This window comes from Synechocystis sp. PCC 6714, assembly GCF_000478825.2.
Taxonomy (GTDB): Bacteria; Cyanobacteriota; Cyanobacteriia; order Cyanobacteriales; family Microcystaceae; genus Synechocystis.
Genome location: NZ_CP007543.1, coordinates 32,298 through 56,490, shown reverse-complemented (window position 1 = coordinate 56,490; position 24,193 = coordinate 32,298). Strand labels below are relative to the sequence as shown.

The following is a 24,193-nucleotide window of genomic DNA, read 5'->3' as shown; positions in this document are numbered from 1 at the left end:
CCGTCTTCTAGGAATATTCGATCTTTCTTTTTTACTTTGAGTCTCCACTCGTAGGAGAAATTAATTGATTGGAAACTAGAGATTGAACAAAGGTTAATGTAGTCATGATTCGTCTCCACTCGTAGGAGAAATTAATTGATTGGAAACAGTTCTTAATACTTTTTTTAGAATTCCAGCTTCAGTGTCTCGACTCGTAGGAGAAATTAACTGATTTAAAACTCGCTACGGTAATAATTGCCAGCAAGACTCCCTTGGATCACCAGGAGTATACGGTGTTTTTAAAATTCGTACTGAATAAAAAATCAAGAAAAGGGGTTGTCTAATGCCATGCTAAAAAGCAGATGCTGAGTTAAGTCATCCACCATGCAACTAAAACACTGGCAGTCTCAAAAACAGGAGCAAAAAAAGAGTGCAGGGGCTCCCAAAAAGGTGCGGCGACAAAAAGCCCGCCTCCAAGCCCTGCGGAAAAAGCTCCATTCTTCCCGTGCTCGGAACCAGCCGTAGTAATCCATTCACCAGAACTCGCAATTTTTCACGGAGAAGCAGACAGACATGAATAGTATTTTCACCATTAACCCCTATTGGACCGGAAGCACCTGGGCGTTTGATGCAGCCGAAGTGGGTCTATTGGGGGAACCCTTTGTTTCCGGGGCTGACGCCATTTTGAGCGCCATTGTCCAGAGGGAATTGACATTGGAGACAGAACAAGGCAGTCAATTCGAGCTAATCTTCAGTGCCGAGGGATTTCCAAGTTATCACGCCTGTTTCGAGCGGCAAGAGGCAGAATATGAAGGTTACTGGTACAAAGTAGTGGACGCTGGCAATGATTATCAAAACCTTGACTTTGGCGATCGGGGTTGGTTATGCCCTGCTACCCTGCACTTTTTCCCGGGCGGTCATCCTGAAAAACTCTACATTCAAGTGCGGGCTATCGATCAATAACAAAGCAATGCCGCAATAATGACATCTGTTTTTCATGTTTTAATCGGTTGTCCGGCCAGTGGGAAATCCACCCTGGCGGCCCATCTCCATCAAGCCATACCCCAAAGCCAGATAATTTCCACTGACCAAATTAGGAAGGATTTATTTGGAGATGCCGCAACCCAGGGAGATTGGGCATTAATCAATAGGGAGATTTCTACTCAAATTGCCCAGGCGATCGCCGCTGGAAAAGAGATTATTTATGATGCCACTAATGCCGAAAAAGCTTGGCGCTCAGAATTATTGGACAGCTTAAAAAAATTGGATGACTTGAAGATTATTGGCTGGTATTTACAAACGCCATTGGAAGTTTGCTGCCAAAGGAATAAAAATAGACTGCGACAGGTTCCCGAAGATGTGATTGAGATTTATGCCATGGCCCTAGAAAAATCCCCTCCTAGTAAAGATGAAGGATTTACTGAATTCCACCATATTCCCTATGACCAGCTAGAAAACATTGATTTTTCACAGTTATAGCTGATTTAATTGAAAGTAAGACACTGACCGGAGCTAAAAGCCTCTTTGGTAAAGACCTTAGCCGTCTCAACCTTACTTTGATTGACTATAAACAGTTAAGAAGTCAGTGGAAAAACTGATTTCTAGCAGTGAGATATAAAAATAATTGCCGAATCAATAGAATTAGAAAAGACAAAATGACTACTTGCATCAACAACAGTTTATTCACCATTGAACCCTACTGGCTCGGTCGCACTTGGGCCTTTGATGCTCCTAATTTGGGAGTCATGGCAGAACCCTTTGTGGCGGGCACAAATATTGTTTTAACCCAATTAGCTAAGACACGCTTGGGTATTGAACCTAATGACGGAGCTAAGTTTCAGTTGATTTTTAGTGCCCAGAAATTTCCAGGTTTGCACTTGAGCTTTCGCCGCCAGGAACCCGAATTTGACGGTTACTGGTATATCAGTGAAAGCCAAGATTGGGCTTGGTTTTCCTCCACTATGACGAGCTTTTTTAGTAATGGACACCCCGAAGAACTGTATCTCCAGGTTTTGAGGTAACAAAAGTATGGGCTTCTCTGATAACTTACGGATTGATGGAGCTTTTGGAAAAGGCTTTTTCTATTGCAGTGATAACTTAAAGTTGTGGCGACGAGGGTAAAAGATTTTGATTAAACAACTCAGCCTTTTTGATATTTATCCCAATAGCTCTCCCGAAGAAATCATTATCCCCGATGGCCATTTACAACTTTATCACTCTATCTTCAGTGATGTTGAAGCTTCTCGTTACTATGATCGACTAGAAAAAGAAATTTGTTGGCAACAAGATTCAATTATTCTCTTCGGCAAGTCCCAACCCTTGCCCCGCTTGACTGCTTGGTATGGTGACCCAGAACGAAGTTACACCTACTCTGGCATTGCCATGGAACCAACACCATGGATACCCCTATTGCAAGCAATCAAGACCAAAGCAGAGACCCTAGCAAAGGCAACTTTTAATTCTGTACTATTGAATTTTTATCGCACTGGAGCAGATGGAGTCAGTTGGCACGCTGACGATGAACCAGAACTTAAAAAAGACTATCCCATTGCTTCGGTTAGTTTTGGAGGCACCCGTCGCTTTCTCCTCAAACACAAGACAGATCCCACCGTTGAAAAGGTCGAGTTGATATTAACTTCTGGCTCAATATTGCTGATGTTGGACACCACTCAAGAATATTGGCTTCACCAAATCCCTAAAACAAAGAAATTTGTTGAGCCTCGCATTAATTTAACCTTCCGCTTTATTCAATAATTCTCCACTGATTTAAAAATAAATATGTACGATGCACTATTGCCTATAGTGATGGATTCCTATGGCCAAAATTTCCGCTGCATGCCTAGTTTTTTATCTGGATTACAACCAGCCGTTAAAGAACTTCGCCAGCGCTACCGCACCAATAACGTTCAGGTTGACTATGGACAGCCCCAGATTCAAGCAGCTTACTTGCTCACCTATTACCCCTACTATGTTCAACAAACCCATCACAACTTGTCCTTAGCAAGTCAGCACCATTACGTTGCTCATTTACTCCGCCAACGCAATTTACAAGTCACATTATTGGGTTCTGGGCCCATGCCGGAAGCAGCCGCTTTAGCAACCTATCGTCAAAAATTACGATTTGCTTCTTCTTTAAAAGCAATTTCCTATGACCTTAATGTTCATCAATGGCGCTCCGCGTGTCAAATAACTGCAAGGCTAATGGCGGATCTAGCTCCTAATATTACTTACAAATATGAAGGTCATCCTTTAAACTTAGCTCAACGCCATGCCCTTTTCCCAGCTGAATGGAATATTCAAAATAGCCAACTTATTATTATTCAAAACTGTCTGAATGAGATTTATAGAGCTAATTTAGGCGCGTTTAAGCAGAACATGCAGTTTTTGATGAACAATATGGCTCCAGGGAGTACGTTATTGCTTTCTGACCTTGATTACCCCCAAACTTCTCGGTGTTTACAGCTCCTCAAGCAGCTTGCTGATGCCACTCCGGGTATTACTACGGTCTTTGACCATGGCGATCGCCTACTGAAATATGAAAATAGATTTTCTTTGCCATTTTCCATACGGAGGCATCTTCTTACTGGTCAAAATGGTTTGATTCCCAAAAAATGGATTCGGCAATTTTCCCTCTGCTTGCTCAAGCAATAAATCCATAAGGGGAGAGGGAGCTATCCATTTCCCCTTCTGTAGAAAAACTATTTTCTACCCAATTGCTTTAATGCAAAGGTGGTAAGTAAGCAAATAAACAGACACTATGACTGATTTCAAAGCATTAATTGAATCTAAGCTTTCTAGTATCCTTGGTAAAAAAATCAAGGTAACAGATAAAGCCAAAGAATGCCTACAGCGATTAGCAGAAAGCGAGCAGAATTTTTACTCTTGGCATCTGAAACTATTAAGTATTATTTTTGATGTATCTCCAGAAATTTGGGACATTCTTAAAGAAGTAGATGAGGGTTTCAATAATTTTAATTTTGCAGTGCTTGATGCCCAGGTGAGGGATTATTTTGTTAAAAATGAATCGACCCCCACGGTTATTTGTGATCAAATCAGCGATTTTGATGATTTCCTAGCTACCCTATTTTTTAAGGCAGCAAATACCGGTGGCTTGGGCGTTGTTTACACTTCTCCTCCCCCTAGTAAAGCGGAAATAATTGAAGATACTGTAACCATTGACCATTTGGTGGGGATGCTATTTTATGTGCTTTACGCCGGCTACTATGAAAGCGATTTGGCCGTGGCTCTGTTAATTATGAATAATTTTGGCATTGCCTTCGGACGGAATAATCGCCGCTATTTAGATGAGCTAGAACATATTATGACAAAAACTAAATTACGGTCTTAAAGCTAATATCAAAGGGAAATTATCTTTCTTGCTCTGGAATATCTTTTCCCTGCAGTTATCTGAATTGAATAATCGTATTATTCCCTTTTTTTCCATGTGGACATCCCCCTAATTTGGGGCTTGGGGGGACTGACATAGACCATGTGACAATTTTATATTTGTCCCCATTGCAGGTGGAGTCACCGCACCGATTGAATCCCCGAGACTTTATTGGTAACTTAACTCTACATTTATATGACCATCAACACGGATGCCATTCTGATCACTGACGGCGATCGCCAGCAGGTGCGGGACTTGATCCAATGGCTGAAAACGAACCGCCCTGATTTAGTGGAGAAAGCTCGTAATCCTGATATTTTGCAGCAGGAGCAGAACCACGCCCAGACTTTCCGAGGCAAAATTGAGCAGTTGCAGAAGCTAGTGCCAGGCTTTACCTATGTTCATCCCGATTCCCTCCATGGGCATTACCATGTCACTCCTGATTTGAAAAAGTCAGCCAAAGCTACTGCAGTGGTAATGACCACTAGCAACTGGATTGATACGGTGGGTAACCTGCCGGTTTTCTTCTTTGCCTTTAAATCTCTCTTCTTTTTACCCGCCCTGGGCATGGCAGTTCTCCTCTCCATACCAGTTCTTGCCTCCAGTAATGCTTTATCCACCGCTGTGGCCCATGGTCATAAAGGTCGCTGGAAATTGGCGATCGCCGCCCTGGTCTTTGGTCTCATTCCCCTGAACATATTGCAAACGGTTACCACAGGCATTGGCATGGAGGTGATTAACAACCAATCAGCTTTGGCCCAGATAGCGGCTGGTGATGCATTGGATAATATTGTGGGGGCTAAACAAAAAAATTTGCAGTTTGCAGAGACCAATCTTCACCCGGATATTGCCAAGTGTGAAGAGGGACGGCAGGAATTGGAAGCTATGCCTCGCAGCAATGCGATGGAGGAAAAGGGTTTCCAGTCTCGTTACGTTCGTTTGTATGGTACTTTCAGCAGCCAATCCCAGCCCATGACAGTGCCAATAGAACAGTTACCCCTTTGTATCAGGGCGAATCGCATCCAGGCGGAGCAGCAAGACCAACTCCAACAATTAGGGCAACAACTGCAGGACTTTAAACTGGAGCGTCAAACTCTGGGCAACGACCTGATGTTCCTTAAGCAAGTGGCCCCGCAACAATATGGCAAAACATTTGTGGAAGTTCGTCCCTTTTGGCGGCTTGGGGGCGGTGAACCGACAGTGGAAGTCCGCAATGGTCTGGAACTAGTTAGTTTGGGAGTCAACAGTTTTCAGACTAAGTTTGCCACGGGTCAATGGGATCAATTAGGCATTAGTCTCTTTTTTGTGGGCATTTCTGCCATCACCAGTGCCGCCTCTGTAGCTATGGGCATATCATTCCCCCTGGGGAAAGACACCCAACGCTCCTACGACGAAAGCCATAAGGAGAAAGTCAATCGCTTTTTCCAACGGGCCCGCATGACCCTGACCCAAATGCACGACGAGCAACAGCAGGAGCTGCTGGAACCCGGCGCTGATGATGATAATTTGCTGGAGGATGACTATGAGTTTGGCCGATATAACTGATTTCAGTGAAGCCTTAGCTCTGTTAGGGTTATATGAGCGGGAGGTGATGACCACGGGCGTTATGGAGTATGTGGTTCCTCCGAAGGTGCTAGCAAAACCAGCGCAAGTACCTGAGTCAGTAGCTAATCCCCCTAACGAACAAGCATCTTCACCCCCCCCGGCAAATATTCCGCAGGATACACCGGCTCTTCCAGAAGCAACCCCAGCTTCAAGCCCAGTAAACAATACCACCATCAATGAGGGCATCATCATTGTCAATGGCGTTCATGATTCAGAAGATGGCAATGAACCACCATCTCAGATTCAAAGGGTCGATGCTTCGCAAGAAACATTACCATTACCAACTCCTGGACCTTCGGAATTGGAGCTATTGCTGGAAGAACAGCAGGTGGAAAAGCTTTTGTTCTATCTTTTTGTTGAGGAGATAGAACAAACTGGTGATTTAGGAAAATTACCGGTGGCTTTGCAACCAAACGGCAAGAGCTAATTCAGTTATGGCCATGGCCGTATCCCATTTGAGAAAGCCCCATGTTTTCCTTAGAGTTCCCTGAACTATGTCAAGTCGTGTAATCTATCCCGTTATGGCGATCGCCTAGATGAAAAAATTACTCGAATCGCTCAAATGGCCGGCTTTATTTGTCGGCATTGTCCTGCTACTGGCGGTCTGTCACCGTGCCCCGACTCGGACTGCTAAAGAAACGGACAAGATGAAAGGGGTGTGGCTTACCGATGTGGGCACCATGGGGTTAACCTACAGCACCCTACTGGATGAAACCCTGCATCACATTTCCAAATCAGGCTACGACCGAGTTTATTTCAGCGTTTATGGCTTACGGGGGCAACTTTATCCCACACGACAACGGGGGGATTTAATTCCCAAATTGCCATTTCCCAATGCCGTTGGTTCCATGGCTAGGGAATCCCGCCGTCAGGGTTTAAAACCCTATGCTTGGTTTGAATACGGGTTAATGTTGCCCCAATTTGATTCTGTTGCCAAAAACAATCCAGATTGGTTGTTAACTATGCCCAATGGTGAGCAGGTTATAGAAAATCATGGCATTCCCATGGTTTGGTTGGATCCCAGTCACCCGGAAGTGGAAGCCTACATTCTTGGCCACATAGATGACATTCTTAAGGAAAAATCCCTAGCCGGTATTCAACTCGATGACCACTGGGCTGTGCCCAGGCAATTTGGGGATTATCGCCGTAGTTTAACTGCCCTCACCACTAAAGTGCATGAACATATTAAGACTAAAAATCCAGAGTTTGAACTAAGTCTTTCCCCTAATCCCTATCAATTTTCCTTGAGAGAATATAACCAAGATTGGCTAAGGTGGGTTAAACAAGGAATAGTTGACGAAGTAGTTGTGCAGATTTATCGTTCTAGCCCGGCTGAAGTACAGCAAGCAGTTAATAATTCCGGCATTTATACTGCCTCCCATTATGTACCGGTAGGAGTCGGCATTTACACTGGCAGGAAAATTAAACCCTTTAATTTACAATCTATTAAAGACCAGGTTAATGCGGTGGAAAAACAAAATCTGGGTCATTCACTATTCGTTTGGGAATTTATGGTTTTGAGGGTAATTAATATTCATCTCAATATTCTTTAACGGTATCTGAAAAAGCTCAACCAGTCCCACAGTCCTCATAAAGAAAGTGTAAATCGCTGTTGACCTATAGTTGGTTGATTAGCATTGTTATAATTACCAATATTATGAAGAAATGGCTAATCTATCCGCAAGCCTAGTATAGCGATAACGCTCTTTTTGTTGTCGGACAGCATAACCGATCACCTTTTGAGCACCGATCACCACAGCCAACTGCTTCGCACGGGTTAGACCAGTGTAGAAAAGATTACGGCTTAGTAACAGAAAATGTTGCATATACAACGGCAAAATCACCACTGGATACTCGGAACCCTGGCTTTTATGAATGCTAATAGCCCAAGCCAAATCAATTTCATTTAAGTCAGCAAAATCGTAATCTACAGGACGGTCATCATAAGTAATAGTCAATATTTGTTCTTCCCGATCAATGGCAGTGATAGTACCCTGGTCACCATTAAAAACTTCTCGATGATAATCATTTTTTAGTTGCATAACCCGATCGCCAAGGCGGAAAATAGTGCTTCCCCGTTGCAGTTGGGGTTTGTTATCCTGGGACGGATTCAAGATAGATTGCACCACCGCATTCAAATTGCAAGCACCAATTATTCCCCGTTGCATAGGACACAATACCTGGACATCCTGAAGGAGATTAAAACCTTGTTTCAGAATAAAATCCGTTAACAATTCCCCAATTAATTGCACCCCATGGTCTGGTTCTGTGCCGCCATTGTGCCAAAGACAATCTGATTGGGGCCGATCAGAAATGGCTTCCATTGGCGGATATTGACCCCGGTTAATTTGATGAGCATGGCGAATGATGGCAATAGCCGCCGCCTGACGAAAAACTTGGTTTAACCTGATCATGGTTATCTGCTCTGAAGCAATCAAATCCCCCAACACACTACCGGGCCCCACAGAAGGTAACTGGTCAATATCCCCCACCAATAGCAATTGGGTATTGGGAGAAATAGCTTTGAGGAGGGAATGGGATAGGAATAAATCCAACATAGAGGACTCATCCACAATCACCGCATCAAAGGGTAAAGGATTATTTTCATTACGCTTAAAGCCCATGGTATTAGGATCAAATTCCAGCAAACGATGCAATGTTTTTGCTTCTAATCCCGTCATTTCCCCTAATCTTTGAGCCGCCCTACCTGTGGGAGCCGCTAAGCCAATCTTTTTACCCATCGCTCTCCAAAGGGCAACAATGGTGCGGGTAGTAAAGGTTTTGCCCGTCCCAGGGCCACCCGTGAGAATCATTACTCCCGTCGTAGCCGCCAATAAGACAGCGGTATATTGTTGTTTAGATAATTCCAGTTCATTTTTGTCTGTATAACGGTTAATCCAGGTTTTTACCCTATCTATGTCAATAATTTGGCCATTGACTAACTTTTGCTTCACATAACCGGCCAATTTGCATTCCGTATGATAGAAAGTGGGGTTGAATAGCAATATTTCCTCCTCACTTAATATTTCTCGTATCAAATCCTGCACTGCCACCATTTCCTCAATTACCGCTAGTAATGCCTCTGCCGTTGCTTCATATTCCTCCGTACTCAACTTGGCGATCGCCGCTTTGATCAATTCTGGTTGGGGGAGATAACAATGGCCCTGTTCCGCCCCTTCCCCAAGGGTATGGAGAATTCCTTCCCGATAACGAAACTTGGACGTGGGGGCAATGCCTACCTGTTGGGCAATTTTATCCGCCGTTAGAAAACCAATACCAAAAATATCGTCCGCCAATTGGTAGGGGTTATGGGTCACAACCCGGATTGCATCATCCCCATATTCTTTATAAATTTTGACTGCGTAGGTAGTGGATACCCCATGGCCCTGGAGGAAAAGCATCACTTCTTTAATCGCTTTCTGTTCCGCCCATGCCCTTTGAATCATCCTGACCCGTTTCTTGCCAATGCCTGGTACTTCTATCAGTCGCTCTGTTTGCTCTTCAATAATTTCCAGGGTTTCCAAGCCAAAATGGGCCACAATCCTTTTCGCTGTCACCGGCCCCACCCCTTTGATCAAGCCACTGCCCAGGTATTTTTCAATGCCCGTCAACGTAGCTGGCTTGGTTTCGTGGTAATTATTGACCTGGAACTGAGAACCATATTTAGGATGTTCTTTCCAAATGCCTTCTAATTTCAGGGTTTGTCCCGCCTGGATATTGGCAAAATTCCCCACCACCGTCGTTAATTCCTTAGCCCTAGGCATTTGTAGACGAGCCACAGTGTACCCAGTTTCCTCGGAATGGAACGTAATACGCTCAATTACACCTGTCAGATAATCTGTTGATTTCTCCATTAGTGTTATTTTTTGCCCTATAGCCTATCTTTTAACATTTCCGGCAATCATCAACATAGATGAATAACCTTTGGCAGTTATCTAATCTTCTACCGGATCAGGAGTAATTTAAACGTAATTTTAGAGCGCATTATTTCCACTGAGTAAATAACTCCAGAGGGAGAATGGTATGATCAACTCTACCTAGAATCAATATTATTATGGCAAAAAAAATCCCAAATCAGCTATGATAACGGCGAAATAATTATTCCTACTCAAAAATCAATAGGCATTGCTACTCTAAAACCAGATTCAAGAAAATTTGTATCCAATTGATTGCCAGAGGGTAGAATTCCATTTCTAGAAATTACTTACATTGATGAGAATTTAAGAATTCGGCGGAGGAGCGAAGGAATTATATTTGTAGCAACCCGCAATCATCGGGTTAGGACCACATTATCTGCAACTATAAATTTTACCAACCATCAGTTGATATTGTTGCTCCAGCAGTCAGTATTTGGTCATTGGTTCATATACGGACCTAGCCAATCGACATGGGTTTAGTTAACAAACTCATTGAGGGGAAGTATATCTTAATTTTGATAAATTTAGTGAGTTAATTGGCTGACAGGATAAAGGTTTGCAGTTGAATTTTAATTGCCATAATTAGAGTAAAGAAAAGGAACCTTTTCTTTACTTCCTTTCGACTCTCGATAGTTCCATTTAATTTGGTCCCACACTGATGATTCCGGGTCGCTACAGATAACTATGCCCCCAGTATGAAAAGGCTTTTTTCAACACCTCAATAAATTGAGCCATACCCAAAGCAGTGGGCCAAACTACCAATACCGATGAACGTTTCAGAAAAAGTCCTCACTAGTGGGCTGGCCCTAATTTGGTAGGTTTAACCCCTATCAACATTTTGCCAATTTTGCAATTTTCCAGACTGTGGCAACGGACATCGGAGTAGAAAGCATTAACAATGCCCCAGAGCCTAAATTAATTTTTCAAGATTGAAATTATCACAATACTCTCAAAGCAATCTACAATGTGAGGTTAATTCCGCAGCGTCACTAATGTCATGGCTCCCCACCACTGCACCAATAAGCCTAGGTATGCAGGGGAGTATGGTTTCGTTGAGAACATTAACCATCCAGTATTTAGAGGTTTGAAATGACTCAGCGGCAAGGTCAGCCGCATCCTGTAGTTCCCCAAAACAACCAAAGACCCAAATTCCCTCTTGCTTGCCGGCGACGGGAATCCAGGTCTGATGCAGTTGTCCTAAGAAAGGATGCGTATCTAGAAATAGTCGGTTCTTGTGCTCTTTTTGGGAGAGCAAGAAGCAACCAAAGGGAAGGAAGCTTCAGAAATGGAGTATGCCCAAGACACACGCATGAAGTATTAGGAGGCTCCACGCATGAGTTATTCTAAGACTCCATTCATTGGATATTCTAGCGCATTCTCCCCCCTTCTGGTCAATAGCTCCAACCATTCCAGCTTTGGGCAAAGTAATTTTCAACCCACCAGCCGCCACAATCCTTGCCCAGTCTGCGCTAAAACCAATGGCAATTGCCGCCTGATTGCCGATGGTGGGGTGCTGTGCATGACTTTCCCCGACGGGGATGGGGCCCCCAATTACCGTTATGTCAAGACAACCAGTGATGGGCAATGGGGTGTTTATTTCCCTCGCCAAGATCATGATTTTGACCGGCAAGCCTGGGAAAAGAGGAAAGCGGAACGGGAAGCCAGAAATCAGGAGATTGAGCGGCAAATCCGAGAAAAATGTCTCAGCCCAGAGCAACGGGATAGGGGCTATAAAGCCATCCTTGACCAATTGACTTTGACTGATGAAGATCGCTCCTATCTAGAAGGGCGCGGGATATTACCAGAGGTTATTGCCCGATGTCGTAGCGTGAAAAAGTGGCAGAAATTAAGCCATACAGCCCATGTAAACTTGCCTGGGGTCAATCGCTATGGCAACGGGTTAAACAACCCAGCCGATGGGATTCTAATTGCTATTCCCGGCATTGGAGGATACCTAACCAATCTCCGACTAAATGTCCCCCTCGACCTCAACCGAAAATACTCAGCCATATCTAGTGCTAATCGTGGGCTCAAGCCCAATCTAGAAGATGGGGGCACTCCCTTTGGGATATTTTTCCCCGAGAACTGGACAGACTTTACCCATATCGGCATTTGTGAAGGACCGGAGTACAAAGCTCCGTCCGCCGCTCAGAGATTGAACTTTCCCGTAGTTGGGTTTGAGGGGGCGGCGGGAATGACTACAATCAAACGTTATCCAGCCCGATTAAAACAAATTGAGGATTATGTCAAAGAGCAATTATGCAAACTTACGAAGAACGAGTATTTAAAGCTTTCCAGTGTATGGCAAAGCACTATGATGAGCTTTGCGACTTTTTTGACTGGGCAAACTACAAAGGATACACAGACGGAGTACTCATTTCCAGTACAGATATCAGCCCAGTTTGCTTTCAAGATGCTTGGTATCTGTTTGTTTCCCACCATGAATGGGCAAAAGATTGGGACTATCTTCACGGAAAGCAAGAAACTATTAACGGAGTGGAGTACGCCGTCGAGCTTTGGAACAAAAGAGCCTACCCCGACGGAGCCGTCGGATACCTTACCCCCGTCGAACTCGAGGAAATTCTCTAGTCCATTTAGGTTTTGCTTAATCCCTGATGCAGGGATGGAAAAGAATTCTTCGGTGATGGGATTTTATACAAAAACCCTAAAAGCTATAGAGTCCCAGGGTTACCTAGTAGATGTGGCGGATTGGGGCCAGGGCCACAACAAATCCGTGGGGGACATTGACGAAATCAGCCCGGAACAAATTGCCAACATCCGACTGATTTCCCCGGAGGAAGCCTTTGCCGATGTGCCTGGGCTAAAATCCGCCGTTGCAGAGTTCAAGGATTGGATTACTAAACAAGTCAAACGGCTTAAACCCCAGGGCTTTGGTGCCCCTGTTATTGATGGGGAGCTGTTCACCGGAGACCGGGTCAATGCCTTAGTTAAACAACTGGAAAAAAATCGCTACGTTCTGGATGCTTCCTGGACGGGGGATGGTAAGTCCCATGCCATTGTGCCCCTGGCTAAGGCCCTTTTACATCGACTGGAAAAATTGAATCCAGAGCGGGAAATCAAAATTTATCTGGCTTCCCATTCCTACCGTGACCCCAAGGTGGAAGCTTTAAGCACCATTCAAGCTATGCCGACCCGCCACGGGGACAGGTATTTTCCCCATGGGGAACTAGAGGAAGCGGCCAACTGTATTCGTTCTAGGCAGTTTAACCAGGTAGCGGAAAAGGGCTATAACCCCCACCAGGGCGGTAAACATAATCCCATTTGTCACTCCTGCCCAGCTTTTAGCTACTGTGGCACTGACCCCGGTATGTTCCGCCAGCAGCGACGCTTAGCTTTACAAAGTCAAATTATCCGTTGTCACCCCAGCCAGATACCTCCCCAAGAAGAAAATGAACTCACGGTGGTTATTTGGGATGAACCGGCGGAGGAACAACCCACCAAAGCTATCAACACCGATATTAGGGGGCTGGATCAGGAAATTGCCTACCACCGTCGCCATTCCCACTTATCGGATGCCCAGAAAAATATTCTCGATGAAATAACTACTCTGCTAGAAAAGTTAATGGCTGACGCTCCCAAGTTGGGCATGGATACCGCTGAGGTTCTGGACAATGCTGGCCATCTTGACCAAGACCTATTGGGGGAACTAATTGCCCTGTTGGAGCAAAGGGAACGGGATTTATTTGATGTCTTTAAAACCCCAGCCTTGGCTACGTTCAAGGATAATCAGAAAGCTTTTGAGGGTTTAACGGCTAAGGAAACTGCCAAACTCAAGGGCCAGTTCCGCCGCAGTAATCAATATGCGCTATCAGAGGCTTTTGCTATTACGGAGGAAAAACTGAGGGAATTGCCCAGTAATGGCTTAATCCATTTGCTCCATTGCCTCCATGGCCAAGCCTCAGCCCAGATCCAACTTTTCCCCCATAACCTTATTCTCACCATCGATCGCCGTCAGGAGCTGGCCCCCATTCGGGAGGCTGATTATGTGATTGCCCTCGATGCCACCAACAATGGGACGGATTTTGCCTGCTTGCTCAAAGTACCAACGGAGGAAGTTAAGGTGATTAAGCGCAAAACGGAAAAGCCCTTTAAGAATCTCAAGGTTGTGCAGATTGTTCTGCCGGGGTGGGGTAACTCTCAGCCCAGTGACCAGGCGATAGAAAAAGCCCTGGTGGTTAAAAAGGCGTTATGCCAGGCCTATGGCCCTATGCCTCTGCTCACCTACAAATCCCAATTGGAGAAACTATTGGCGGAGGGGCAATGGTATCGAGATAGTCGGGGCAGCAACCAGTTTGAGGGGCAATCCCAAATGCTCACCGCTGGCTTACCTCTGCCGAACCTAGGGGCCATCAAAGCCGAATTCCTCGCCCTGGGGGGACAACCCGCAGATTTTGAGGAATATTACCACCGCCGCTCCCAGAAAGAAGTTCTGCAAAACTTGGGGCGACAACGGGCTAACCGTTACCCCCACCAGCAATTTACCCATTTCGTCATCACCGGTGACCCCAATAGAAACGCCATCCATGATCTAGGCTGGGTGAAAGAGTTTGGTGCAGACTATGTTTGCCTCCACGGGTTTGAAATTACCCCCCAAGCTGGCGATCGTTCCCAGGTGGCCCGCTGGAATATTGTCGAGGCAATCCGCTCTGGATTAACCACGGGCAAAGCCATTGCGGAAAAGTTGGGTTGCTCCCGCCGTAATGTTACCGATGTCCTCACCAATGCCGGGGCTACCCTCACTCAAGTCACTAAGGCATTACTGCATACAAGTGAACTGAGAACCTTCTCTTATAAGTCTCCTATAAGGCTCAGTTCCCACCTGGATGGTTTGCCACCGGAAGTCATTCAAATCTTGGGTATTCACCTTCCAGAGGCGATCGCCGAAGTGGTGGAAATTATCCAAGCCGTGGGTTGGCAATCCTTTGCCGAGGACTATTTGCCCACTTTGCCCCAGCGTTTACGCTCCACCATCCTGGCAACCTTCTGCTCTTTCCTTGATACCGGGCCCCCGGTTCCTGTTTGACCTGTTTTTTTAACTAAACTGCAAACCTCAATATGAAAAGGAGTTTTACTCATGGAAAACTTCGACACCTCGATCTCTTTGCCGGATGTGGCGGATTCACCCTGGCCGCAGAACAAACCGGAGGAAAAATACAAACAACTCAGTTTGTTGAAATCGACCCCGACTGTCATACCGTCCTCCAAGACCACTGGCCCCATATCCCCATCCACGCCGACATCAGGGACTACCACCCAAGCCCAGGGCAATTTGACCTTGTTACCGCCGGTTTCCCCTGCACCGGCACCAGTAGCGCAGGAACCAAAACAGGCCTCCACCATCCTGAATCAGCCCTCTTTCGGGAAGTGTTACGCATCGTTGCCCAGTGCCATCCCCCATTTGTCGTCATTGAGCAACCCCTGGGAGTTATCCATCGAGGCCTTAGAGCAATCTTTGGCGGACTCCGAATGGCTGGTTATCAGGGCGAAGTTGAAATTGTCTCGGCGGCGGAGCTGGGAGCGGGCCACCGCAGGGAAAGATTGTTTGTTGTTTCCTACCCCCACTGCCTGTTTGGGCACCTACTGTCAAGCTGGGTCGAACAAATTGGAGCAATGGTTCAGGAGCAACGGGCTAATACCCAATGGCTCACAGTTAAGCGCAACAGCCTATGCCCTGATTCAGGGTTATCCTTCCCACTGGTTTCAGGCCTTAGCCCCCAGTCCTGTACTGTCCCCACCAATACCCCCGGCAGAATTAAAGCCCGAAAACTGGCTGGCAGAACCGTTACCCCAGGACAAGCCAGTATTGCCCTTAAGCGAGTCCTCTATCTCTATTCCCTTATTTCCGACCCCCAGGGTGAAAATAAAATTCAAACGGCGCACCAGGGGCCAAGGTAGTGGTTACATCCAATTGCACTATTGCGAAAAACAGACCTCAAGGGGCAAAAAATCCTATGAGCAGTACTATTACCACTATGAGCTGGAGATAAAGGGAAAACGGGTTAAACGCTCTGCCTATATCCCCAAGGATAAGCTTGATGTGGTGCAGGAATGGGATAGGAAAAAACTGGATGTAACCGTCATTCTGCAATACCTTGGTAAGTCTGTGTAATGTACTGATCCTGACAACGGCGATCAGTTAACTATCTTCGCCGAACTGGTGCAGATTGCTTTGCACCTAAACCCCTAGTAATTTTTGGAGACTGTTAGCCGATCTTTGTTGGATAAACTGAACTTTCGCCTAGTTGAATTTGTAGCTTGATTCGTATGCGAATTACTGAGTATTTGGGTAAAAGCCCTGTTTACAATGACTTTGATTATTTCTTGAGTCTGCTTATTTGCGTACTTGAACTTTTGGATGTTTAGTCAGTTGCCATAAATGGTTTCTGATTACATTGAAAGAATCCCTTTTATTCTCGAAACCCCTAGTAATTTTTTTGAGATTGTTGGGTAGCTTGAAAGTGCAGTAGAGTCACCGATAGATAATCATGGGATTTTGCCAATGGTTGATATTTGTTGGGAGCGGTTACATCGATCTGCCATTGAGGTGAGACGAAATGCCTATGCCCCCTATTCCCGATTTTCGGTTGGGGCCGCAGGGCTAGTGAATGATGGACGAATTGTTGTTGGTTGTAATGTCGAAAATGCTTCCTATGGTTTAACTCTTTGCGCCGAGTGTAGTTTGGTCTCTCATTTGATCGGTACTGGAGGAGGCCGTTTAGTGGCAGTGGTCTGTGTTGATAGTGACGATAACTGTCTTGCTCCCTGTGGCCGTTGCCGTCAGGTTTTGCTAGAGCATGGGGGCAAGGAACTGCAAATTATGACCCCCACTGGGCCCCTATCAATGACTGAACTATTGCCCTGGTCATTTGGCCCAGAGGATTTGCACCGGATTAGTGGAGTTAACACAAACCCCTAGCAAAATAACCTGCTTTTTTGCGTATGCAAGTAATCGAGTAATTGATGCTTTGCGTAAAGTCTATTCAGTCAAGACTTTAGGGATTATGTTTATTCGGTAACTTGCGTACTCGCTTCACTGATTACTTAACCATTCAGATAACAGAGCTTCAACTAGATCGGAGAAGTCTCGTTTTTCTGCTTCTTGGAGCAGGGCAATTTTGACATTCCTATAGGTTTCCCTGCGGATATAGGCAGAGACTTGTTCATAGTCTGGATCACTACGCTTGCCTTTTGTTTTCGATTTAGCGGGGGCTTCTGCTTGACTAGGTTTTTTATGGCTATCTAAAATTCCTTTAAATTTGCTCATATCAAAATTTCCTCAATAATTTCTTTGCCAACGGCTTTGTAGTCTGACCAAGCAATGCCGGCCTTGGAATCAGTTACTTCAGAAACAACGACACCGTTTAGGGATGCTTTCTGAAAGGCGGAATAGCGTTTAATCCCTCTTTTAAATAGGGGTAATCCCGCAGTAGTTAGTAACTGTCGAGCTTCATCACCATCTTTCGATGGGTAGGGGGGAATGATGGTTAGCAAAATCCGAAAGCAATTATTTCCCAGTTTTTGCAATGTCTCAATCGTTAGCATCAGGGCATCGAGGGCGAGGGCATCTGGCGTGGAAGGGATGACCAACAGATCACAGCCATCAGCAAGGGCTTCCAGATCTTCATCCGTCGGCCTAGCTTGGGTATCAATCACGATGTTGGAATACTTGGGTGCATACTTGGCGGCTTGCCTTTCATCAACCACCTTGAATGGAAGTGAGCCACGTTTGCTCCAGCCGGTTGCACTCCGATTTGGGTCGCCGTCTATCAACAAGGTGTCTCCCTGGAGTGCTAAGTAGGCCGAGAGATGAACTGCTGTGGTTGTTTTTCCTACCCCGCCTTTAAAACTGGCAACGGTAATAATCATGCTTGATTGTTTGAAAGTTTGAATAATTAACGATTCAGCAGTTTGATAAGCTGGTTGTGTGAGTACGCACTTTGAGACCTGATTTTACATGGGTTTTGTTCCATGATGATTTGCGTATGCAGTTCACTGACAATTTGTCATGGCAACCGGCTCCATTTTAGGCTCAAATTTTTTACTAAGGGTTAAGGGCAAGTGTTAAAAAATTACTAGGGGCTTGGAATGAAAGATAGCCGTTATCCCCCCAATTGGAGTCAGATCGCCCTCGACAAAAAGCAGTCCGTTAGTTGGGTCTGTGAACGGTGTGGGGCGCAATGTCTCAAGCCTTGGGAGGGGAAGGGTCTGCTGAAGGAAGAACGGTATAGGCTCAGGATGGCGGTGCATCACTGCGATTATGATCCAAGTAATAACTCCCCTAGCAATTTGATGGCCCTATGCTCTCCCTGCCATCTTCACTACCACCGCAGGCAACGGGTAAAACATTTCCACCCCCGATTTGGTGAAACAGTCCAGAAACCAACCGGCGAAGTAACCGATATTCAGGGCATGGACGATTACTAAGGGAATAACCGGCATGGCAAACCAAAGACCATAGGTGACTGTTGCTAAGGTGATGGAAGCTAACAGGGAATGGGTGGCACTGCGGTGGGAAAACCTTTGCTCCAGGGGTCTGCTGATAAACGGGAGAACACGACCAGCGGGACTGGTGCTGATGTCGATGTCTGGTAACAGGCTGGCGATCGCCCCAATCAGAATGGGCACGGGGTTAGTGGTTTGGGCCGCCATGCCAACGGAAGCCGCCCCTACTAATAAATGGGTAATGGTAAGCATCAGTTGCTAATCCTCCGTGATTCCTTGGGCAAGTAATAGGAAAGTCGGGCTACCCCAAGGAAAATCGCTCCCCCAATGCCCGCCAAGATATAGAGGGATTGATTACCAGTGCCCAAACCAATGAAGCGATAGCAGATAAAGACAATGCCCACCAGGAGCAGTAAGGGGGTGATGTCAAAGTATCTGCCATGATCCCCAGCTTCGTTTTGGATGCCCAAAAAACCCTCCTCGATGGCCCGCTTAGCCAACATGGGATTACCCCCAGCTCGGCTCTGGAGTTTGGCAATTTGGTGGGGCCTTAAATCTGACCCCAGGGCAATGGCTTCTTTTTCCATCAAGTCCCGGATCTGGTATTCCGCTAGGGGTTTGAGTTCAATGCGGGGGACATAGATAAACAGGTCAGTCCTAGGAGGATTGGTGGCGGCCAACAGAATGGGAACCCCCACATCCTTGAGCTTCTTGAGCCAAAGCCGAAACTTCACTTCCAGGTAATGGGCATCGTCAAAGATCAACACCGCCCGATTAACGCTGAACCACTGGATTAACTCTTGCTTAAGCACTTCCACCGTTTTGCTCCGTCCTTCCAGATTTTTGATATCGACCCCGGCCATGTCGGCGATCTCCGTTAGTAAGGTCTTGGGAGTTGCCGGTTCAAAGTAAGCGCAGGTCACCCCATCCGCTAACAACCGTTCCCACACCTGGCGCACCAAGTAGGTTTTGCCCATGCCTTCCCCCGATGTCACTAACACCGACCGAGCGGAATAAAGGGAATGGAGCAGACCTTCCATCTCCGGTTGCCGATAACAGGCTTCCCCGGCCGGTGGGGCCAGCTCCTGTTCATCCCACTCGTCCCCATCCCCTAGGCCGCCAGTTGGCCATGATTCTGGTTGCTCTGATAAGCCTTCGCCTTCGTAATCCATTGGGAAGCCACCACTAGCGGATTCTGGGGCTTTGGGGCAATGGCCACCTTGGACTGCTCCACCTGGGCTTGGAGATCCGCCGGTAAATGTTGGGGATTTTTGAGGATTTCAGCGGTTAGTAAATTCTGGGCAATTAAGATGCCCGCCGCTTGATTTTGGGCCGCCCGGATCAGCTCAGCATGACCCAGTTCCTCGTCCCCTTCTAGGGCATCAAAATTAATCACTTCCGCAAACTGTTCTAGTTCCCCTTCATCAGTGACCATGGCCAATTGACCTGGTTTGGGATAATCGGCCATTCTGCCCCCATCACTTATCCAGCGGTGGAGGTTATCAAGTTCAGCCATTTGTTCATCGGACAAACTGAACAAATCATCAACTTTGTCCAACGAATAGCCTAAATATTTCAGCCGATTGAACACTGTTGTCCGGGCTACCCCGTAGGATTTTTCCAGTTGTTGTACAACGTCACGTTTGGACTTTCCAGCGATGGACATTTTTTAAATCTCCCAAATATTTTTTTGTGGAACTTGTCGTTTAGGGGATTCTATATGACAATTTTTTTCTGTCAAGTCCAACGCTGGACTAAATTTGTCCAACGTAAAGGAGTAAAAATCCAGCGGCAATCCGCCGGACAAATTGCCCTTTGCCATTGGACAAAATCTTATTTTCGCTGGACAAACGTTGCAAATGTCTAGTGATTTGTCTAACGCTCTTATTGCACAAACTGGACAATTCTTCCTTGGTCTTTGGACTGTCCAACGCATCCAGTATTAGTTGGCGGACAACTTCACCTTGTTTATGGGTAGGCCAGTCGTGGGAGTTAAATTCCATAGTGAACTCCTTAAAATTAATAATTTATATTGTCCAATAGCTAAAGAGAAATGACTACAAAGATTAGAAAATTTAACTTTCTTTAAAGTTTCCTTAATTTGTCCACTAACGCTCTGACAACCCTGTTTAACTGCTGAGTTGATTATTGGGGATGCTATTAAGTGGGGGCTAAAATGTAACGATATTTATCAATCTCAGTAGGAAATTTTAGCTAGATAAATCGACCCCAATAATTTTTACTAGGGGTTTTAAAGTTGGCGATCTCCACAAACACCAGTTACGGTTAGGGGGCTAAAACTGTGTTTATAATGCTGTACCTCCACCAGTTTCGACATCAACAATGATTAACCTAGCCATTGAATTAGCCCAACGATTTGGGAATTATTTAACCCAGGCTGATTACGACACTGCTTACACTTTGTTAGTCCCGGAACTTCAGCAGCAATATTCATCCCAAACCTTACGGCAAACGGTAGAAGAAATGATTAGCTATGGTTCTGGTCTTATTAACAGAGCAGTTGTTATGCAGGACTGTCTCTTAACCGAGTGGCAATACCCACCGATGGAAACCAATGATGTAGTTTGGCTCTACGTTTCCCTGGAAGGGGAAGATTTTGCCGAAGCTGTGTCGGTGATTGTTCAACACCGGGAGGGAAAATTAGCAATCCGCTGGCTTGAGTGGGGCAGGCCCTAATCCGTTTACTCTGAGATCAGAAAGGGAACACTTCCCAAAGGGCGATCGCCATTAAATAGATGATTGAATTATTTTTGGTGTTGGCCAAAACCCCACCGGCCCAATGCCATCCCAGTTACCCTGACCTTTGCTTACCCATTGGCCGGGACATTGATTGCTCTGATATTCCCGACAACAAAAAGCCAGTCAGGATTACTGGCAAAGATGACCACCGCCTTGATAGGGATAAAGATGGTTGGGGTTGTGAGCTTAAGGACGGCGATCGCCAATAACCGACATGATTTATCGAGCCACCCTAAAATAGTACAAATTACACCATTGAGAATCGCCTGTAACCCTTGCATTTGGCTTTTCAGGTTAACTACATCATTTTCTTCAGCAAAGACCCAAATCAGACAATTTAGGGCATGGTGGTAATTTTCAGAATTTATCAACTGAGAATTATTAGCAATAAGTTATGTTGAGCGATGGAGATTTGAAAAAATTCCACGGTAGAATTAGGCTTGTGGCAGCTATTCAATATTTTCCACCAATTATTGAATGAAAATTAACCGTCAGGGGCAAGCAAAAGTATTAACTGAGCAGGAACTGCATGACCTGTTCACTATTGGGTTGCTCACTCCCCGCGATCGCCTGTTGTTTGGCATTTGTCTTTACACTGGTTGCCGTATTGGGGAAGCCTGCTCCCTGGCTTGGGATGATATCACCACCGATGCCATGACTTTCCGCATTGAAAAAACTAAAACCAAGTCCAGTCGGACTGTGGCCATTTCCCCAGCATTGCAAGCTCTTTTTGATCAGTACCGGGAACAACAATGCTTTAGATTTCCCTCTGCCTATGTTTTTCGCGGCAAACGGGTGGGGTCACATCTACATCCTTCCATGGCCCACAAGATTTTGAAGGCGGCAACGGATAGGATTGGAGTGAAGGGAGTTTCTACCCATTCTTTCCGCAGGACTGCGTTAACCATGATGTGTCGCAAGGGCATTAACTTGCGGGTGATTCAAAAAATCAGTGGTCATAAAAATTTGAATGTGTTGTCCCACTATTTGGAGGTTTCTGAGCAGGAGAAGGAGCAGGCCCTATCTACAATCTCATTTTGATATGGACTATCATTTCAGTACATTTGACACCATGGAGAATACCTTGTAACTCTGGTCTTTTGAAGTTTTAGTATAAGACTCTGCATAAAGACGGTCAGGGCTAATATAGTCTGAGTTCTTCGGCGATCGCCTAGTTATGGGGTTAGCCGTTTGCGTTCTGCGATACGTTCTGAGGTGTTGAGTTGCAGAAGTTTGACCGTTGTGCGTCCTTCGGGGGTTAGTCCTTCAATGTGATAGTGACTGGGGCTAAAGTGCTCACTCCAGGACTGGGTACGAGGGTTGAAGAGAAAACAAAATTCGTTGGTGTGAGGATCGAAGGAGCCTAAGTCGCTTCCTTTGTGACGATTACAACGCCAACAGGTTAGAGCAAGATTCTCGGAAATGGTTTGTCCTCCGTGTTTTTCCGCGATGATGTGATCAAGTTCATGGGGGAAAAAGGAAAGGTTTGCTGGGAGGCGACAGTATTCACATTGGTCATTTGCTCGTTCTGTGACTAGGCGGCGCAGGGCAAGAGAGATATAGGTTTTGCTCACAGTTAGCCGACTAAGTTTTTAAGGTTGCCTGCTTTGAGCATAACGACAAGATGTTCGATTCGTTCATACTCCTCAAGTTCGGCCTGTTCTGAGGGGGTCAGGTTTTCTTCCCGATTCAAGAGGTTTCTTAAGCGTTCCTGCATTTCTGGGGTGGGTCTGAAGTCTGAGATTTGTTGGGGAGTAGGATTGCTAGCGATGAAGTTCAGAATGTGGCGATAGAGGTGGGCAGGTAAGGGGGGAACCGGTTTGAGAATGTCGGGTAGGCGATGGCGTAACCACTCTGAGGGGTTTTCTCCTGCTTGTACTATTTGCTCTAGGAGTTCGTCGGGGAGGTCTAGGGTGATTTGGGCCATGTTTGCAGGTTGGAGTGGGGAAAGGGACGATCTCGTAGAGATGGGCAGGGCACTCATTAACATTATTTTAACTTTGCCTGCGGAGCTGCGCGGGGACTAGATTATGCTGGCGATCGCCTAATGCTCCGTGAGAGAATACCAACCATGAGGTTCACGGCTAAGGAATGTCAGGAAAGACCGGGGGAAGTGGTGAGTGAGGTTTTGGGGATTATTGGGTAAAGAAAAAATCCCATCAATAATTATTAATGGGACTGAACATTTCATTTTTTCAGGTTAGGACTCAGCAAGAAGCATTGAGAGTAAGTTACCTTTACCAAATAACCTACCTCGTGAATCACGAGTCTCGTTTGTCTTAGGATTGTAGGTTCCTTTAAAACGATTAGCAGAGTCTCTAATTTCTAGCTTTCCATTGCCAAGCTGCTTAACTTTTCCAATTGAGCGATTGCGTTTATCTCTAAGATATTGAATGGTCACGGAATTTACCTCCATTAATTTAGTAAACTATACTAATTTATTATAATGATAGATGCATAAAACGACAATTTTAGCAAGATTTATTTTTGGGGCTATTTGTGGAAACGTATTACGCTAGGTGTCTGTAATTCGTAAACTCTTGCTACCGCTCCAAACAATGAACCGACACTTCTCAGCAACTGCTGATTGAGCCTTAAGTAGTCTTTGAGTCTCATCCACTTTCTGGGAAATATCGAGGTGTTTGACAGGAATAAAATCATGGACTGCACCAGCCAATTTGCTGATTGTGTCGTTTAGCTCACGTTCCTCTTGCACACATGGATCTAGCAATAACTGGGCATGATGTGTATGTTTTAAAACGTTCGTGTAATTAAAATTCTCTGACTGTGGATCAGAAACCTCTAGGAGTCCTGCTACGGCATCAAGTAAACGCTCCCGACGGCGTTCTCGCGCTCTGATGATTTCATCACCACGTCTTTGTTCAGCTAAGTTCTGTCGTTGAGTTTGACTATTGATAATCTGACCGAGTATCACTCCTCCCAAACCAATTAGTGCTGTCTGAATAGCATAATTCATAAAATCTTTAATTTCCGTTAGTTATAGGCGAGGTATTCCTGGAATTTGTCGAGTAGATTAGGTTGTGGCGATCGGGTCATATTTTTCTGAGATTTAGGGGTGTCA

29 protein-coding genes, 1 pseudogene and 1 CRISPR repeat array (1 of these 31 running past the window's edge) are annotated in these 24,193 nt (G+C 45.6%); of the genes and pseudogenes, 19 read left to right on the top strand and 11 right to left on the bottom strand.

Annotated features, from left to right (window positions below):
• Positions 1-219: direct repeats of the CRISPR family, unit length 36 nt; unit sequence GTCTCCACTCGTAGGAGAAATTAATTGATTGGAAAC; it reaches 851 nt to the left of the window's first position.
• A 144-nt stretch (positions 220-363) separates the two neighbouring features.
• The 10 genes from D082_RS18655 to D082_RS16195 all read left to right on the top strand — a co-directional run bounded on the left by D082_RS18655 (position 364) and on the right by D082_RS16195 (position 7,524).
• Positions 364-504, top strand: a complete 141-nt coding sequence (locus D082_RS18655) for a hypothetical protein (protein ID WP_158506527.1) — start codon at positions 364-366, stop codon at positions 502-504.
• A 48-nt stretch (positions 505-552) separates the two neighbouring features.
• Positions 553-942 carry a DUF6717 family protein gene (locus D082_RS16235; RefSeq protein ID WP_028946528.1) on the top strand — a complete coding sequence of 130 codons (390 nt, stop codon included), beginning with the start codon at positions 553-555 and terminating at the stop codon, positions 940-942.
• Positions 943-960: 18 nt separating this feature from the next.
• Positions 961-1,458 carry an AAA family ATPase gene (locus tag D082_RS16230; protein WP_028946527.1) on the top strand — a complete coding sequence of 166 codons (498 nt, stop codon included), beginning with the start codon at positions 961-963 and terminating at the stop codon, positions 1,456-1,458.
• 176 nt (positions 1,459-1,634) lie between these two features.
• Positions 1,635-2,000: a hypothetical protein gene (locus D082_RS16225; protein WP_238546909.1), complete on the top strand. Its 366-nt coding sequence runs from the start codon at positions 1,635-1,637 to the stop codon at positions 1,998-2,000.
• Between the two features lie 106 nt (positions 2,001-2,106).
• Positions 2,107-2,733 carry an alpha-ketoglutarate-dependent dioxygenase AlkB gene (locus tag D082_RS16220; protein WP_028946525.1) on the top strand — a complete coding sequence of 209 codons (627 nt, stop codon included), beginning with the start codon at positions 2,107-2,109 and terminating at the stop codon, positions 2,731-2,733.
• 81 nt (positions 2,734-2,814) lie between these two features.
• A complete protein-coding gene (locus D082_RS16215; RefSeq protein ID WP_238546920.1) occupies positions 2,815-3,630 on the top strand; it encodes a hypothetical protein in 816 nt (271 codons plus the stop codon).
• A gap of 106 nt (positions 3,631-3,736) precedes the next feature.
• Positions 3,737-4,327: a hypothetical protein gene (locus tag D082_RS16210; protein WP_028946523.1), complete on the top strand. Its 591-nt coding sequence runs from the start codon at positions 3,737-3,739 to the stop codon at positions 4,325-4,327.
• 234 nt (positions 4,328-4,561) lie between these two features.
• Positions 4,562-5,911, top strand: a complete 1,350-nt coding sequence (locus D082_RS16205) for a hypothetical protein (protein WP_028946522.1) — start codon at positions 4,562-4,564, stop codon at positions 5,909-5,911.
• Complete coding sequence (locus tag D082_RS16200; protein ID WP_238546919.1) at positions 5,889-6,398, top strand: hypothetical protein; 510 nt, start codon at positions 5,889-5,891, stop codon at positions 6,396-6,398. Before D082_RS16205 ends, D082_RS16200 begins: the two co-directional genes overlap by 23 nt.
• Positions 6,399-6,507: 109 nt before the next feature.
• A complete protein-coding gene (locus D082_RS16195) occupies positions 6,508-7,524 on the top strand; it encodes a glycoside hydrolase family 10 protein (RefSeq protein ID WP_028946520.1) in 1,017 nt (338 codons plus the stop codon).
• A 102-nt stretch (positions 7,525-7,626) separates the two neighbouring features.
• Here D082_RS16195 and D082_RS16190 read toward each other — a convergent pair whose 3' ends face one another.
• A complete protein-coding gene (locus D082_RS16190) occupies positions 7,627-9,825 on the bottom strand; it encodes an ATP-dependent RecD-like DNA helicase (RefSeq protein ID WP_040122981.1) in 2,199 nt (732 codons plus the stop codon).
• A 315-nt stretch (positions 9,826-10,140) separates the two neighbouring features.
• On the opposite strand from D082_RS16190, the gene D082_RS19350 reads away from it, so the two are divergent.
• The 5 genes from D082_RS19350 (at position 10,141) to D082_RS16170 (ending at position 16,825) form a co-directional block, all read left to right on the top strand.
• Positions 10,141-10,368: a PAP/fibrillin family protein gene (locus tag D082_RS19350; protein ID WP_144428765.1), complete on the top strand. Its 228-nt coding sequence runs from the start codon at positions 10,141-10,143 to the stop codon at positions 10,366-10,368.
• A gap of 853 nt (positions 10,369-11,221) precedes the next feature.
• Entirely contained in the window at positions 11,222-14,932 is a 3,711-nt protein-coding gene (locus tag D082_RS16180) for a hypothetical protein (RefSeq protein WP_028946517.1), read from the top strand.
• 32 nt (positions 14,933-14,964) lie between these two features.
• Complete coding sequence (locus D082_RS16175; protein ID WP_028946516.1) at positions 14,965-15,804, top strand: DNA cytosine methyltransferase; 840 nt, start codon at positions 14,965-14,967, stop codon at positions 15,802-15,804.
• Entirely contained in the window at positions 15,764-16,018 is a 255-nt protein-coding gene (locus tag D082_RS19480; protein WP_369796151.1) for a hypothetical protein, read from the top strand. The genes D082_RS16175 and D082_RS19480 overlap by 41 nt, the downstream gene beginning before the upstream one ends.
• Before the next feature lie 390 nt (positions 16,019-16,408).
• A complete protein-coding gene (locus D082_RS16170) occupies positions 16,409-16,825 on the top strand; it encodes a cytidine deaminase (protein WP_028946579.1) in 417 nt (138 codons plus the stop codon).
• A 114-nt stretch (positions 16,826-16,939) separates the two neighbouring features.
• On the opposite strand, the gene D082_RS16165 is transcribed toward D082_RS16170, so the two are convergent.
• Entirely contained in the window at positions 16,940-17,173 is a 234-nt protein-coding gene (locus D082_RS16165) for a hypothetical protein (RefSeq protein ID WP_028946578.1), read from the bottom strand.
• Positions 17,170-17,775 carry a ParA family protein gene (locus D082_RS16160; RefSeq protein ID WP_028946577.1) on the bottom strand — a complete coding sequence of 202 codons (606 nt, stop codon included), beginning with the start codon at positions 17,773-17,775 and terminating at the stop codon, positions 17,170-17,172. Before D082_RS16160 ends, D082_RS16165 begins: the two co-directional genes overlap by 4 nt.
• Before the next feature lie 219 nt (positions 17,776-17,994).
• On the opposite strand from D082_RS16160, the gene D082_RS19180 reads away from it, so the two are divergent.
• A complete protein-coding gene (locus tag D082_RS19180) occupies positions 17,995-18,333 on the top strand; it encodes an HNH endonuclease (protein ID WP_238546917.1) in 339 nt (112 codons plus the stop codon).
• On the opposite strand, the pseudogene D082_RS16155 reads toward D082_RS19180, so the two are convergent.
• The 4 genes and pseudogenes from D082_RS16155 to D082_RS16140 all read right to left on the bottom strand — a co-directional run.
• A pseudogene (locus D082_RS16155) lies at positions 18,298-18,558 on the bottom strand (metal-dependent hydrolase); the annotation flags it as partial. The gene D082_RS19180 and the pseudogene D082_RS16155 overlap by 36 nt on opposite strands.
• Before the next feature lie 44 nt (positions 18,559-18,602).
• On the bottom strand, positions 18,603-19,523 hold the full coding sequence (locus D082_RS16150; protein ID WP_238546916.1) for an ATP-binding protein: 921 nt from the start codon (positions 19,521-19,523) through the stop codon (positions 18,603-18,605).
• Complete coding sequence (locus D082_RS16145; protein WP_040122980.1) at positions 19,463-20,017, bottom strand: hypothetical protein; 555 nt, start codon at positions 20,015-20,017, stop codon at positions 19,463-19,465. The genes D082_RS16150 and D082_RS16145 overlap by 61 nt, the downstream gene beginning before the upstream one ends.
• Before the next feature lie 88 nt (positions 20,018-20,105).
• Positions 20,106-20,354 carry a hypothetical protein gene (locus D082_RS16140; protein WP_028949119.1) on the bottom strand — a complete coding sequence of 83 codons (249 nt, stop codon included), beginning with the start codon at positions 20,352-20,354 and terminating at the stop codon, positions 20,106-20,108.
• Positions 20,355-20,694: 340 nt separating this feature from the next.
• Here D082_RS16140 and D082_RS16135 point away from each other — a divergent pair, with 340 nt between their 5' ends.
• From D082_RS16135 to D082_RS16125, 3 genes are all read left to right on the top strand, one after another.
• The gene (locus D082_RS16135; protein ID WP_028946614.1) at positions 20,695-21,048 is read left to right on the top strand and encodes a hypothetical protein; all 354 of its coding nucleotides are present in this window, start codon (positions 20,695-20,697) and stop codon (positions 21,046-21,048) included.
• Between the two features lie 59 nt (positions 21,049-21,107).
• A complete protein-coding gene (locus D082_RS16130) occupies positions 21,108-21,320 on the top strand; it encodes an excalibur calcium-binding domain-containing protein (protein ID WP_051738957.1) in 213 nt (70 codons plus the stop codon).
• 268 nt (positions 21,321-21,588) lie between these two features.
• Positions 21,589-22,152, top strand: a complete 564-nt coding sequence (locus D082_RS16125; RefSeq protein ID WP_028946615.1) for a site-specific integrase — start codon at positions 21,589-21,591, stop codon at positions 22,150-22,152.
• Positions 22,153-22,286: 134 nt separating this feature from the next.
• Here D082_RS16125 and D082_RS17905 read toward each other — a convergent pair whose 3' ends face one another.
• The 4 genes from D082_RS17905 to D082_RS16110 form a co-directional block, all read right to left on the bottom strand.
• The gene (locus D082_RS17905) at positions 22,287-22,685 is read right to left on the bottom strand and encodes an HNH endonuclease (RefSeq protein ID WP_071880932.1); all 399 of its coding nucleotides are present in this window, start codon (positions 22,683-22,685) and stop codon (positions 22,287-22,289) included.
• Positions 22,686-22,687: 2 nt separating this feature from the next.
• The gene (locus tag D082_RS16120) at positions 22,688-23,038 is read right to left on the bottom strand and encodes a hypothetical protein (protein WP_028946495.1); all 351 of its coding nucleotides are present in this window, start codon (positions 23,036-23,038) and stop codon (positions 22,688-22,690) included.
• Between the two features lie 273 nt (positions 23,039-23,311).
• The gene (locus tag D082_RS16115; RefSeq protein WP_028946616.1) at positions 23,312-23,512 is read right to left on the bottom strand and encodes a hypothetical protein; all 201 of its coding nucleotides are present in this window, start codon (positions 23,510-23,512) and stop codon (positions 23,312-23,314) included.
• A 114-nt stretch (positions 23,513-23,626) separates the two neighbouring features.
• Positions 23,627-24,088, bottom strand: a complete 462-nt coding sequence (locus D082_RS16110) for a hypothetical protein (RefSeq protein ID WP_028946617.1) — start codon at positions 24,086-24,088, stop codon at positions 23,627-23,629.
• Between the last annotated feature and the right edge of the window lie 105 nt (positions 24,089-24,193).

Excerpts from the sequence above, each read along its gene's own strand:
- D082_RS16140 (WP_028949119.1), bottom strand. The coding sequence starts at position 20,354 with ATGGAATTTAACTCCCACGACTGGCCTACCCATAAACAAGGTGAAGTT.
- D082_RS16200 (WP_238546919.1), top strand. The coding sequence starts at position 5,889 with ATGAGTTTGGCCGATATAACTGATTTCAGTGAAGCCTTAGCTCTGTTA.
- D082_RS18655 (WP_158506527.1), top strand. The coding sequence starts at position 364 with ATGCAACTAAAACACTGGCAGTCTCAAAAACAGGAGCAAAAAAAGAGT.
- D082_RS16230 (WP_028946527.1), top strand. The coding sequence starts at position 961 with ATGACATCTGTTTTTCATGTTTTAATCGGTTGTCCGGCCAGTGGGAAA.
- D082_RS19180 (WP_238546917.1), top strand. The coding sequence starts at position 17,995 with ATGAAAGATAGCCGTTATCCCCCCAATTGGAGTCAGATCGCCCTCGAC.
- D082_RS16235 (WP_028946528.1), top strand. The coding sequence starts at position 553 with ATGAATAGTATTTTCACCATTAACCCCTATTGGACCGGAAGCACCTGG.
- D082_RS16190 (WP_040122981.1), bottom strand. The coding sequence starts at position 9,825 with ATGGAGAAATCAACAGATTATCTGACAGGTGTAATTGAGCGTATTACG.
- D082_RS16150 (WP_238546916.1), bottom strand. The coding sequence starts at position 19,523 with ATGGATTACGAAGGCGAAGGCTTATCAGAGCAACCAGAATCATGGCCA.
- D082_RS16160 (WP_028946577.1), bottom strand. The coding sequence starts at position 17,775 with ATGATTATTACCGTTGCCAGTTTTAAAGGCGGGGTAGGAAAAACAACC.
- D082_RS16210 (WP_028946523.1), top strand. The coding sequence starts at position 3,737 with ATGACTGATTTCAAAGCATTAATTGAATCTAAGCTTTCTAGTATCCTT.
- D082_RS16165 (WP_028946578.1), bottom strand. The coding sequence starts at position 17,173 with ATGAGCAAATTTAAAGGAATTTTAGATAGCCATAAAAAACCTAGTCAA.
- D082_RS16135 (WP_028946614.1), top strand. The coding sequence starts at position 20,695 with ATGATTAACCTAGCCATTGAATTAGCCCAACGATTTGGGAATTATTTA.
- D082_RS16225 (WP_238546909.1), top strand. The coding sequence starts at position 1,635 with ATGACTACTTGCATCAACAACAGTTTATTCACCATTGAACCCTACTGG.
- D082_RS16180 (WP_028946517.1), top strand. The coding sequence starts at position 11,222 with ATGAGTTATTCTAAGACTCCATTCATTGGATATTCTAGCGCATTCTCC.
- D082_RS16205 (WP_028946522.1), top strand. The coding sequence starts at position 4,562 with ATGACCATCAACACGGATGCCATTCTGATCACTGACGGCGATCGCCAG.
- D082_RS16120 (WP_028946495.1), bottom strand. The coding sequence starts at position 23,038 with ATGGCCCAAATCACCCTAGACCTCCCCGACGAACTCCTAGAGCAAATA.
- D082_RS16110 (WP_028946617.1), bottom strand. The coding sequence starts at position 24,088 with ATGAATTATGCTATTCAGACAGCACTAATTGGTTTGGGAGGAGTGATA.
- D082_RS16195 (WP_028946520.1), top strand. The coding sequence starts at position 6,508 with ATGAAAAAATTACTCGAATCGCTCAAATGGCCGGCTTTATTTGTCGGC.
- D082_RS16175 (WP_028946516.1), top strand. The coding sequence starts at position 14,965 with ATGAAAAGGAGTTTTACTCATGGAAAACTTCGACACCTCGATCTCTTT.
- D082_RS16125 (WP_028946615.1), top strand. The coding sequence starts at position 21,589 with ATGAAAATTAACCGTCAGGGGCAAGCAAAAGTATTAACTGAGCAGGAA.
- D082_RS16130 (WP_051738957.1), top strand. The coding sequence starts at position 21,108 with ATGATTGAATTATTTTTGGTGTTGGCCAAAACCCCACCGGCCCAATGC.
- D082_RS16145 (WP_040122980.1), bottom strand. The coding sequence starts at position 20,017 with ATGTCCATCGCTGGAAAGTCCAAACGTGACGTTGTACAACAACTGGAA.
- D082_RS16170 (WP_028946579.1), top strand. The coding sequence starts at position 16,409 with ATGGTTGATATTTGTTGGGAGCGGTTACATCGATCTGCCATTGAGGTG.
- D082_RS16215 (WP_238546920.1), top strand. The coding sequence starts at position 2,815 with ATGCCTAGTTTTTTATCTGGATTACAACCAGCCGTTAAAGAACTTCGC.